We start from the raw sequence: 9,665 nt of genomic DNA, 5'->3' as shown, positions 1-9,665 counted from the left end.
AGAGGGGGGGGGGGGCCCGCCGGCGCCGCCCCCCCCCCCCCCCCCGGGGGGGGGGGGCCCCCCCCCCCCCCCCCCCCCCCCCCCCTCACGCGTTCGACCCGCTCACGCCGGCGCCCTCACCTGCGGCTCTGACCCGCGGCAAGGGCGTGGACGCGAGGGGGAGCGACCGAGCGAAGGAGAAGGTGAGTGACAAGGTGAAGGCATCCGAGATCGGGTACAAGCCGGTCGGAATGGCTCTCGGCGCCCTCAGCGGCATGATCGCCGGGATGGCGTTCAAGCAGGCCTGGAAGGTCATCGAGGGGGAGGGCGATGCTCCCGGCGCCACGGACGAGGACCGCTCCTGGAAGGAGGTCCTCGTCGCCGCCGCTCTCCAGGGCGCGATCTTCGCCGTCGTCAAGGCCGCCGTCGACCGGTCGGGGGCCGTGGCGACCCGGCGGGTGACGGGCACCTGGCCCGGGTGAACCCGCGAGGTGTCGGCCGCGCCGGTACGGGGCCGACGCGGCCGGGCGCGGCGCCGGCCGCGTGCCCCGTGCCTACATGGGGTCCATGGTGCCGCTGCCCCGGCCGTTCTCCTGCTCGCTCTTCGCCCGGATGTGCAGGGCTTTCTCCGTCAGCCGCTGCCGCTCCGCGGGATCGGCGGCGTGCTGCGCCGCCTGCTCCAGCTCCTGGGCCTTGTCGCGCATCTGCCGGGCTCGCTCGCTCGGCTGGTTCTCGCCGCTCATGATCAATCCTCGGTTCGGGGGAGGCGGGCCCCTCCAGCCAAGCAGTGGGGGCGTCCACCCGCCACCGCACCGCGCCTGGTCACTTCACTGCGCACCCTCACCCCTGTCCCTCCCCGGCAGCCCCGGCAGTGCGCCCCGGAGCCGGCCGCGCAACCCGCCCGTGCTCCGCGTGCGGGCGTGGCGGTCCAGTTCCTCCAGCAGGCGCTGGGACCGTGTGTCGACGTCCAGCTCGTCGAGGACCCGGTCGATCTCGGCGAGCAGCGCGCCGTGCAGCTGCCAGTGCGCCGGATCCTCGCGGGCGGAGGCCCGCAGCAGCTCCGCGAGCCGGTCGCGGTGGTCCCGGGCCACGGCCAGCTCCCCGGTCAGCCGGGCCTCGGCCTCCTCGGCGTTGGCGCTGACCTGTGCGGTGATCAGCTGGGCGAAGCTCTCCACGGCGATCGCGGTGTGGCGCAGCACCTGCTGGAGCGCGGCCGTGGTCCCGGCGTCGAAGAACGGGCCGTCGGGGCGGGCCTTGGCCAGGTCGGTCAGGGTGCGGCAGGCCACGCGGAGCACCACGGCGCAGATCTCCAGGGTGTCGAGGCCGGTGCGCAGCACCAGCCTGAAGAGCAGACCCTCCTTGACCCGCGGATTGAGCCGGAGGCTGTCCTCGGCCTGTCGCAGGGCGGCGTCGACCTGCGCGATGTCGTTGTCGAGGCGCCGCGCCTCGTACAGCCGGGCCGCGGCCTGTTCGACCCTGGCCGGTCCGAGGGGTTCCTCGCCGAGGTGGGCGAGCAGGCGGCTCATGCGCAGCGCGAGGTCGGTGATCGCGGTACCCGCCGGGCCGACCCAGAGGGGTGGCGCGAGGAGCAGGTTGACCAGCAGCCCGACCACCGCGCCGATGACCGTTTCCAGGACGCGGTCCCAGGCGGTGTCCGTGACCTGGGTGACACCGAGGACGAGCATGGCGCTGATCGCGACCTCGGGGACGAACTCGTCGACCCGGACCAGGCGGCCCACCACCAGGGAGGCCAGGATGAGCAGGCCGAGGCTCCACCAGGTGAGGCCCACCAGCACGCTGAAACCGATCGCGATCAGGACGCCGACGACCACGGCGTTCACCCTGCGGATGCTGGTGGTCAGCGTGGAGTACAGGGTGACCTGGACGACGAGCAGGGCGGTCAGCGGGGCGGTCAGCGGGTTCGGCTCACTGCTCAGGCGCAGGGCGACGACGTAGCTGATGACGGCCGCCGCCGTGGAGCGCAGGGCCTGGACGGCGACCGGCTCGCGACGGCTCCGCGCGACGCGGGTGACGAGCTTGTTGATCATTTCCGGCATGTCGGGGCACCTGCCCACGACGCCACCGGCTGACGCATGGCGGGCCGTCCTTTCTCCCCTCCCTCACCTCGACGGCGGCCGCGGCGCGGCCGCGGCGGTCGATTCCCCGGCCCGCTCGTCTACGGCTCCGTGACGCGGGTAGGCGCGCGGTACGAGTCGTGGGGACCCGACCGGTCCCGTGGGAGAGGAGCAGCCGTGGACGGCATGGAGGCCAAGCGCCAGGAGCCGGGAAAGGGCCGCGAGGAGCAGATGCAGGAGCACCCCGGTCCGGACCCGGTACACCCCGAGGCCAGCAAGCCGGTCTCGGGCAAGAGCCCCGAGGAAGTGCGGCGGATGCAGGAGGAGAGGATGGCGCGCGAACGCGACGACGCGGGCTGAGCACGCGGGCCGGGGGCGGGCCGGCGGCGGGGGCCGGCGGCGCGGGACCTGAGCCGGATGCTGCCGGGGGGCGGGGGGCCGCGGTCCGCCCGCGGCCCCTTCCTACGGGCCTTGGTCGTAGACCCCCGCCTCGACCTCGAGGGCGAGTTCCCGGAGGACCTCGAGCGCGGAGACGTCCGTCCGGCCGCTGTCGTGCGCGATCGCGAGGCTGGTGAACGCCAGGCTGAATCCGGAGACCATGGTGTGCAGGGCCGGGCCGAGGGCCTGGGCCACCAGCGCGGCCACCTGCTGCGGAGAGGCGTCGGCCGGCACGCTGATCGACGGCAGCATCTCGTTGAGGAGCATCGTGGCCACCCCGGCCGTCTCCTCCGGGTGGTCACCGGCCTCGTCGGCGTATCCGCCGTCCGGGTCCTCGTGGCCGTTCTCGGCTGCCCGGCGGACGTCCTGGGCCTCGGTCAGGATGCCGATGACTCGCTTGAGTACCTCTGCTCGTTCCACCGTGCCGAGCGTAGCCCCGCGCCCGGACGCGCGGGTGCTTGTCCGTGCCTTCGTCCGGGCCGGCGGGCCATGGCCCGCGTACGGGCGCGGGCGCCGGTGGGCACCCGTACGCTCCCGGCAGCCTCGGTCTCGAGCCCGCTCTCCCGTCGCCCGTGGCATCGTACCGGCCGGTCGGAGGTAGAACTCCCTTTCCCCTACGGTGAGTTGGCGGGACGCCCGCCAAGCGCGCCGAGGCTCCGGAGGTACCGCGCGGGTCCGGTCCGCGGCCCTCTCGCCGGCCGGGCCTCCCGGTCCTCGGGACACCCGCACGACCGTCTCCGCGGCCCGGCGCGGCAGCAGGGGCGGGAGGCCGGGTTAGGCTCGGAGCCGGCCGCGAACGAAGCGGAAAGGAGATGGTGCGCATGTGCCGCTGGCTCGCCTACTCGGGTTCACCCATGCTGCTCGACGCCGTGCTGTACCGCCCGGAGCACTCTCTGATCAATCAGAGCCTCCATGCCCGGATGGGTGTCGAATCGACCAACGGCGACGGCTTCGGCATCGGCTGGTACAGCGCCGACGGCGACGGCACACCGGCGGTCTTCCGGGACATCGCCCCGGCCTGGAACAACCGCAACCTGCGCGAGCTCGCCGCGCACGTCCGTTCCACCCTCTTCTTCGCGCACGTCCGCGCCTCGACGGGTTCCGCCGTCCAGCAGACCAACTGCCACCCGTTCCGGCACGGCCGCTGGCTGTGGATGCACAACGGGGCCATCGCGGAGTTCCCGAGGCTGCAGCGGGACCTCTGCATGGCCGTCGACCCGGCCCTCTTCCCGTCCATCGAGGGGTCCACCGACTCCGAGGTGATGTTCTACCTGGCGGTCACCTACGGCCTCGACCAGGACGTCCCGGGTGCGGTCGCCAGGATGGCTGGGCTGGTGGAACGGCTCGGCAAGGAGCACGGCGTACCGGAACCGCTCCAGATGACGGTGGCGGTGAGCGACGGCGAGCGGGTCTGGGCCTTCCGCTACTCCAGCCGGGGCGAGTCCCGCTCGCTGTTCTACAGCGGCCGCGCCGAGACCGTGCGCCACCTCCACCCGGAGCTGGAGCTGGAGTACCTCCGCGAGATCTCCGACGCGACCCGCATCGTGGTGTCCGAGCCGCTCGGGGACCTGCCGGGCGTGTGGAACGAGGTCCCCGAGGCCAGCTACGTGGTGATTCCGTCCGACGCGGAGTCGGACTACCTGCCCTTCGTCCCCGAGCTCCCCTAGCCCCACCGGCACCGGCACCGGCACCGGGCTCCACGGCGCCGGCGCCTGGCGCCCGCGCCCGGGGCGTCAGGCCGGCGCCGCCAGGAGTTCCTCCGCCGCCAGCACCGCTCCGTGTGCGGTGGGACGTCCCATGAGGACGCACAGCGTGTACGCCGCGTCGTCCATGGCCCGCAGGGCGCCGGGGTCGGCCGGCGTGGCCAGCAGGCGGGCCTGGCAGCCGCGGAGGCGCGAGAGGACCTCCTCGGCCCGTTCGCGGTTCGGCTGGAGCCCCGCCGGCGGCGTCCTCACCCGGGCCGGAGCGCGTGCGGCCCGGACGGCCTGGCGCAGGGCTCGTTCCAGACGGACCGGTACGGCTCCCGCGCCGGGGCCGGCGGTGATCGCCGCCGCCAGGTCCAGCACGTTCACGTCGGCGAGGTCCGCGGCCGCCGCCAGGATCTGTTCCGCGTCGCGGACGGAGCACGGGGTGGTGGCCATCAGCATCCCCACGGCCGATGCGGCCGTCGGCCGGGCGAGGAGTGGTCTGCCCGGAGCGACCTGAGCGTCCGCTGTGTGAGACATGGGAGGAGCCCTTCAATCCAAGGCCGCGAGGAGCGATCGGGTGAATACGCAAGGTATGCCCCTTTTGGGTCGTCCGGCACGTCAAACGACCCATCCGGGCGAACCTCGCGCCCGTCCGCCCGGACCGGCTCCGCCCGGGAGGCGCCGCGGTTCCCGTCGGTCGGACAGGCGGGCCCGTCAGGTGCGGGAGGCCTCGAGGTCGAGAGCGCGGGCCCGTTCGGCGCGGCCTTCGATCAGATGGCGGAATCCGGCCAGCGCGTACCGCTCTCCGGTGGCCGAGCCGGGTCCCCGGATCCCGGCGACGGTGGCCATGAGCTGCTGGGGCTGGGGCTGCCAGCCGACGGCCAGGACCCGCAGGCCGAGGCATTCGGCGCGCCGGTGCAGATCCAGCAGGAGGAGCAGGCCGGCGGTGTCCATGTACCGCACGTGGTGCAGGTCGATCATCAGGGCTGTGGTGTCGGTGGTGATGTCGCGCAGGGCCTGGTGCAGCGCGGATGCGGCGGCCGCGTCCAGGTCCCCGATGACACTGATCAGCACGGTAGTGCCGCGGCGTTCGGTCTCGATGGTCAACGAAGCAGTCACGGTGCCCCTTCTTTCACGGCCCGGCAGCGATCCCGGGCCCGAGGCCCTTATCCTCGCGCCGGCGACGGCCGGGCCCCGTACGGCACGCCCTAGTGCTGTGGCCGGAAAGGTTCGCAGGGCGACGGCCCGGTCCCGGCCTCGTAGCCTGACGGCATGCGTGAGCACGATCTGGTCGTCATCGGTGCGGGATCCGGCAACGCGGTCGTCGACGATTCCTTCGCCGGTCTGGACGTGTCCGTCGTCGAGGAGAAGTGGTTCGACCTCGGCCTGTGACGACGGCCAGCCGTGGTCAGGTCGCGTGGGGGTCCGCCCGGTCGCACCCCGAACTCGCCTGGGTGAACGGCCCGTTGCCGGGTATCCGCGCAACGTGACGGTCAGACCCGACGGCGCTCCCGCCCGGGCGGCCACGGACGACTCGAAGGAAGGGCACCCCGATGACAAGGACAGCCTCAGCCGGCGGCACGGTCCTGCGGGCCACCGGCCGGATACGGGACACGGCCGCGCACGTCGTGCGCCTCGTGGAGCACAAGACGCCCGATCCCGTCCGTGACCGGGCGGTCCGCACCGCGGCCCAGGTGCGCGGCGCCGCTTCCCGGGCCGGACGGCTCGCCGGGCACGGGAACCCCCGCTTCGGCCGGGCGAAGTCGCCCTGGGCCGCGGTCAGGGGGCGGGGCGGCCGCCGCCCGGCGATCGCCGCCGCCGGTGTACTGGCCACGGCCCTGCTCGTCCGCCGGGTGAGGCGGGCGCGGCACCAGAAGTAGACGTGCGTTTCACGTACCGCGGGCGGGTCATACGGGAGGGGACCGCGCGTCCGGACTCGCGCGCGGACCCTGTGTCCGTTGGAGGTTCCGAGGTGGGAAACGCGTCGCGGCTGCCGGCTCTCGCCGAGGGCGACGGGCGATGGCAGGAGGAGGCCGCCTGCCACGGGCTGGGCGCGCGCCTCTTCTTCCGGCCAGCTGGCGATCGGGACCGTGACCCCGGGCGCCGGGACGCGGCGGCCAGGGAGGTCTGCGCGTTGTGCCCGGTGCAGCGGGACTGCCTGCGGCACGCGTTGAAGGCGCCGGAGCCGTCCGGGATCTGGGGCGGCCTCACCGGGCGGGAGCGACGCGGCCTGCGGGCCGCGGAGGAGCCCTGGCCGGGGCGGCGGTCCGCCGCTCGAGGTACCACCCCCGGCGAATGAACTGCCGGGGGAGGGGAAGCCGAGTCCGGGCGGGGCGCCGATGCCACGCCCACGCCATCGAGAAGGGGTGGGAGAGACCTCAGGGACCATCCCTGCCGGTCCCCTCCCCGTGACCTGAGGAGCTGTTCGCGTGACCGAGCATGTGTGGAGCTACCAGTCGGCCGTCGACCACCTCGCGGGCGCCGATCTGACCGGCTACAAGGTGGAGGCGACCGACGGCGACATCGGCAAGGTCGACAAGCACTCCTACGAGGTCGGTGACGCCTACCTCGTCGTCGACACCGGGATCTGGATCTTCGGCAAGGAGGTCCTCCTCCCGGCGAGCACCGTGGTCCGGATCGACGCGGGCGAGGAGAAGGTCTACGTCGACGCCACGAAGGAGCAGATCAAGGACGCCCCGGAGTTCCACCGTGACAAGCACCTCGCCGACGCCGAGTACCGGGCGGAGCTCGGCACGTACTACTCCACGGGTGCCCGTGGCCCCTACGGCGGCCGCATCGTCTGACGTGGTGCGTCAGGGGGAAGGGGTCCGGACTCGACGAGTCCGGGCCCCTTCCCCCTGACCGGACGCACCACGTCGTCGTCCGTGGTTTCCGTCTGTTCCTCTGAAGATCGGCGCAGGTGCGGATGGGGCGCATCCGGCGGGGCAGCCGCACCGTGTCGTGCAGGAACGCGTCCCGCCCCGAGGAGCCGGGGCGGCATTCGCTCGCGGAGGTAAAAAGTGTCCCCCACGGTGCTGACCTCGGATGTGCTGCCCGGCGGGCTGATCGCGCTGCCGGGCGTCTACCAGCCGCAGGCCGATACCCGCTTCCTGGCCGAGGCGCTGTCCCGGGAGGACATCGGCGCCCGGACGGACGCGCTGGAGATCGGTACGGGCACCGGCGCACTGGCCCTGCACGCCGCGGGCAGGGGAGCCCGGGTCACGGCGGTCGACGTCTCGTGGCCCGCTGTGACCACGGCGTGGCTGAACGCGTTGCGCCACCGCGTGCCCCTGCGGGTCCTGCACGGCGACTTCGCCGCACGCACCTCCGGGCGCAGCTTCGACCTGGTCGTCGCCAACCCGCCGTACGTCCCGGCCGCCGCGGCCCGGCTGCCCTCGCGCGGGCCGGAGCGGGCCTGGGACGCGGGCCTCGACGGGCGCCGTGTCATCGACCGGATCTGTGCGGGCGCCCGGCCCCTGCTGCGGTCCGGCGGAGTCCTGCTCATGGTGCATTCGGCGATGTGCGGGCCCGAGGAGACCGTCGGCCGGCTGACCGGGGCGGGACTGGCCGCGGGGATCACGGCGCGGACCTCCGTGCCGTGGGGCCCGGTCCTGCGTTCGCGGCGGGCGTGGCTGGAACGGCAGGGCCTGGCGGCCGAAGCCGAGGAGTGGGAAGAGCTGGTGATCATCCGTGCCCAGGCCCTCTGACAGTGCCGCCGACCCGGCCTCCGCGCGGGCGGGCGCCCGCCGGGTGTCCGTGGAACCGCGAGGACCGGTCCTGGTCGAGGGACCGGTCGAGATCGTCCTGGACGACGGGACGGTCGCCCGGTCCGACCGCTTCATGGTCGCGGTGTGCACCTGCCGCCGCAGCCGTACGTACCCCTGGTGCGACACCAGCCACCGCCGCCGTGAGCGGGCCGCACCGCCACCCGAGGACAGGAACCCGCGATGACCCCTCCCCGCCCGAGCCCGAGCCCGAGTCCCAGCCCGAGCCCGAGTGCCGGCCCGAGCCCGAGTGCCGGCCCGAGCCCGAGTACGGTCGCGCCGGCCGCCGGGCCCCGCCTCGTCGAGGGCCGTGGCGAGCTGTCCCGCGCCGTGACGCGGGCCCTGCGCTCCGGCAGTTCACCGGTGTACGCCGTCGGGTCCGTGCTGAAGGCGGATCCGTGGGGAGAGGACCTCCAGCTCGCGCTGTACCTGCTGTACGAGCTGCACTACCGGGGCTTCGAGGGCGTGGACGACGATCGCGAATGGGATCCGGAGCTGCTGCGACTGCGCCAGGCCATGGAAACCCGTTTCCTGCACGCCCTGCGCACCGAACTGCCCGACGCGCCCCGATCGGTCGAGGAGGCCTTCGCGCCGCTCCTCGTCGAGCCCGCGGACCTCTCCGGCAGCCTCAGCCACCACCTCGAAACCGAGGGCGAACTCTGGCAGTTGCGCGAGTACGCCGCCCTGCGCTCCCTCTACCACCTCAAGGAGGCGGACCCGCACGCCTGGGTCATCCCCCGGCTCAGGGGACGGGCCAAGGCCGCGATGGCCGCCATCGAGTACGACGAGTTCGGCGCCGGCCGCGCCGACCGCGTCCACGCACGGCTCTTCGCGGACCTCATGACCGACCTGGAGCTGGACCCCGCGTACGGCCGCTACCTGGACCGTGCGCCGGCGCCCCTGCTCGCGACCGTGAACCTCATGTCCCTCTTCGGGCTCCACCGCGCCCTGCGCGGCGCTCTCGTCGGCCATTTCGCGTGCGTCGAGGTCACCTCGTCGCCCGGGTCCAGGCGCCTGGCCAAGGCGCTGCGGCGCTGCGGCGCGGGGCCCGCCGCCGCACTCTTCTACACCGAGCACGTGGAGGCCGACGCCGTCCACGAACAGGTCGTCCGCCACGAGGTCATCGGAGGCCTCCTGGCCGACGAACCCGCCCTCGAGGAGGACATCGCGTTCGGTTGCGCGGCCACCGTCCTGCTGGAGGACCGTCTCGCGGACCACCTCCGCGGGGCCTGGGACCAGGGGCGCAGCGCGCTCCGCCCGCCCCGTTCGCCGGCGTGGCGATAGGCCCGCAGGGATCGGACCGCCGCCCAGATAAAGACGGGGTTGGAGGGTAGACGCGATCCACGGCACCACGGCGGATCCAACCGGTCCGCCGCATTCCCCACACGAGAACGAGGACATCATGCTCTTTGCCGGGCTCATTCTTCTGCTCATCGGCTTTCTGACCGGAATCTCCATTCTGTGGACCATCGGGATCATCCTGCTCGTGGTGGGTGCGGTGCTGTGGATCCTGGGCTCGGTCGGGCACGCGGTCGGCGGCCGACGCCACTACTGGTAGGCGCGGGGCCACGGCCGAAAGCGGTACGCGGCCGACACGACACGGCCGCCACGACGAGGCCGATACGACGAGAAGGGGGGGGGGGCGGGCGCGCCCCGGCCCCCCCCCCCCCGGCGCCGCGGGGGGGGGGGCGCCGCGAAGCAACACAAAAACCGACCCCCAC

At 73.7% G+C, this 9,665-nt stretch carries 15 protein-coding genes; 10 read left to right on the top strand and 5 right to left on the bottom strand.

The window, feature by feature from the left end; genetic code table 11:
* The first annotated feature begins 194 nt into the window (after nt 1-194).
* A complete protein-coding gene (locus ACWF9Z_RS06110) occupies nt 195-461 on the top strand; it encodes a DUF4235 domain-containing protein (protein ID WP_453598305.1) in 267 nt (88 codons plus the stop codon).
* Nucleotides 462-533: 72 nt separating this feature from the next.
* On the opposite strand, the gene ACWF9Z_RS06105 is transcribed toward ACWF9Z_RS06110, so the two are convergent.
* Together ACWF9Z_RS06105 and ACWF9Z_RS06100 are read right to left on the bottom strand one after the other, a co-directional pair.
* Nucleotides 534-722, bottom strand: a complete 189-nt coding sequence (locus ACWF9Z_RS06105; RefSeq protein WP_453597953.1) for a DUF6381 family protein — start codon at nt 720-722, stop codon at nt 534-536.
* A gap of 84 nt (nt 723-806) precedes the next feature.
* The gene (locus ACWF9Z_RS06100) at nt 807-2,036 is read right to left on the bottom strand and encodes an FUSC family protein (RefSeq protein ID WP_453597951.1); all 1,230 of its coding nucleotides are present in this window, start codon (nt 2,034-2,036) and stop codon (nt 807-809) included.
* A 195-nt stretch (nt 2,037-2,231) separates the two neighbouring features.
* Between ACWF9Z_RS06100 and ACWF9Z_RS06095 the strand changes: the two genes are divergently transcribed.
* On the top strand, nt 2,232-2,414 hold the full coding sequence (locus ACWF9Z_RS06095) for a hypothetical protein (RefSeq protein WP_453598325.1): 183 nt from the start codon (nt 2,232-2,234) through the stop codon (nt 2,412-2,414).
* Between the two features lie 102 nt (nt 2,415-2,516).
* Here the strand turns inward: ACWF9Z_RS06095 and ACWF9Z_RS06090 are convergent, their stop codons facing one another.
* Nucleotides 2,517-2,912, bottom strand: a complete 396-nt coding sequence (locus tag ACWF9Z_RS06090) for a hypothetical protein (protein ID WP_453597949.1) — start codon at nt 2,910-2,912, stop codon at nt 2,517-2,519.
* Nucleotides 2,913-3,313: 401 nt separating this feature from the next.
* On the opposite strand from ACWF9Z_RS06090, the gene ACWF9Z_RS06085 reads away from it, so the two are divergent.
* Nucleotides 3,314-4,159 (top strand): class II glutamine amidotransferase, encoded by an 846-nt coding sequence (locus tag ACWF9Z_RS06085; protein ID WP_453597947.1) that lies wholly within the window; start codon nt 3,314-3,316, stop codon nt 4,157-4,159.
* Nucleotides 4,160-4,225: 66 nt separating this feature from the next.
* Here ACWF9Z_RS06085 and ACWF9Z_RS06080 read toward each other — a convergent pair whose 3' ends face one another.
* Nucleotides 4,226-4,717: a DUF5133 domain-containing protein gene (locus ACWF9Z_RS06080; protein WP_453597945.1), complete on the bottom strand. Its 492-nt coding sequence runs from the start codon at nt 4,715-4,717 to the stop codon at nt 4,226-4,228.
* A 177-nt stretch (nt 4,718-4,894) separates the two neighbouring features.
* Nucleotides 4,895-5,299 (bottom strand): STAS domain-containing protein, encoded by a 405-nt coding sequence (locus tag ACWF9Z_RS06075; RefSeq protein WP_356661532.1) that lies wholly within the window; start codon nt 5,297-5,299, stop codon nt 4,895-4,897.
* A 434-nt stretch (nt 5,300-5,733) separates the two neighbouring features.
* Between ACWF9Z_RS06075 and ACWF9Z_RS06070 the strand changes: the two genes are divergently transcribed.
* From ACWF9Z_RS06070 to ACWF9Z_RS06040, 7 genes are all read left to right on the top strand, one after another.
* Nucleotides 5,734-6,060 carry a hypothetical protein gene (locus ACWF9Z_RS06070; protein ID WP_453597943.1) on the top strand — a complete coding sequence of 109 codons (327 nt, stop codon included), beginning with the start codon at nt 5,734-5,736 and terminating at the stop codon, nt 6,058-6,060.
* Nucleotides 6,061-6,062: 2 nt separating this feature from the next.
* Nucleotides 6,063-6,479 (top strand): WhiB family transcriptional regulator, encoded by a 417-nt coding sequence (locus tag ACWF9Z_RS06065; protein ID WP_453597941.1) that lies wholly within the window; start codon nt 6,063-6,065, stop codon nt 6,477-6,479.
* A 130-nt stretch (nt 6,480-6,609) separates the two neighbouring features.
* On the top strand, nt 6,610-6,984 hold the full coding sequence (locus ACWF9Z_RS06060) for a PRC-barrel domain-containing protein (protein ID WP_453597939.1): 375 nt from the start codon (nt 6,610-6,612) through the stop codon (nt 6,982-6,984).
* Nucleotides 6,985-7,200: 216 nt separating this feature from the next.
* Nucleotides 7,201-7,887: a HemK2/MTQ2 family protein methyltransferase gene (locus tag ACWF9Z_RS06055; protein ID WP_453597937.1), complete on the top strand. Its 687-nt coding sequence runs from the start codon at nt 7,201-7,203 to the stop codon at nt 7,885-7,887.
* Entirely contained in the window at nt 7,871-8,131 is a 261-nt protein-coding gene (locus ACWF9Z_RS06050; protein WP_453597935.1) for a CDGSH iron-sulfur domain-containing protein, read from the top strand. The genes ACWF9Z_RS06055 and ACWF9Z_RS06050 overlap by 17 nt, the downstream gene beginning before the upstream one ends.
* Before the next feature lie 143 nt (nt 8,132-8,274).
* Nucleotides 8,275-9,228, top strand: a complete 954-nt coding sequence (locus tag ACWF9Z_RS06045) for an iron-containing redox enzyme family protein (protein ID WP_453597933.1) — start codon at nt 8,275-8,277, stop codon at nt 9,226-9,228.
* 118 nt (nt 9,229-9,346) lie between these two features.
* Complete coding sequence (locus tag ACWF9Z_RS06040; RefSeq protein ID WP_330294304.1) at nt 9,347-9,502, top strand: DUF6131 family protein; 156 nt, start codon at nt 9,347-9,349, stop codon at nt 9,500-9,502.
* Nucleotides 9,503-9,665: the final 163 nt, after the last annotated feature.

Source organism: Streptomyces sp. NPDC054961, assembly GCF_053609145.1.
Note: the sequence above shows the minus strand (reverse complement) of the source record. Positions and strands in the feature narration are given on the sequence as shown.

Excerpts from the sequence above, each read along its gene's own strand:
- ACWF9Z_RS06105 (WP_453597953.1), bottom strand. The coding sequence starts at position 722 with ATGAGCGGCGAGAACCAGCCGAGCGAGCGAGCCCGGCAGATGCGCGAC.
- ACWF9Z_RS06100 (WP_453597951.1), bottom strand. The coding sequence starts at position 2,036 with ATGCCGGAAATGATCAACAAGCTCGTCACCCGCGTCGCGCGGAGCCGT.
- ACWF9Z_RS06085 (WP_453597947.1), top strand. The coding sequence starts at position 3,314 with ATGTGCCGCTGGCTCGCCTACTCGGGTTCACCCATGCTGCTCGACGCC.
- ACWF9Z_RS06080 (WP_453597945.1), bottom strand. The coding sequence starts at position 4,717 with ATGTCTCACACAGCGGACGCTCAGGTCGCTCCGGGCAGACCACTCCTC.
- ACWF9Z_RS06070 (WP_453597943.1), top strand. The coding sequence starts at position 5,734 with ATGACAAGGACAGCCTCAGCCGGCGGCACGGTCCTGCGGGCCACCGGC.
- ACWF9Z_RS06040 (WP_330294304.1), top strand. The coding sequence starts at position 9,347 with ATGCTCTTTGCCGGGCTCATTCTTCTGCTCATCGGCTTTCTGACCGGA.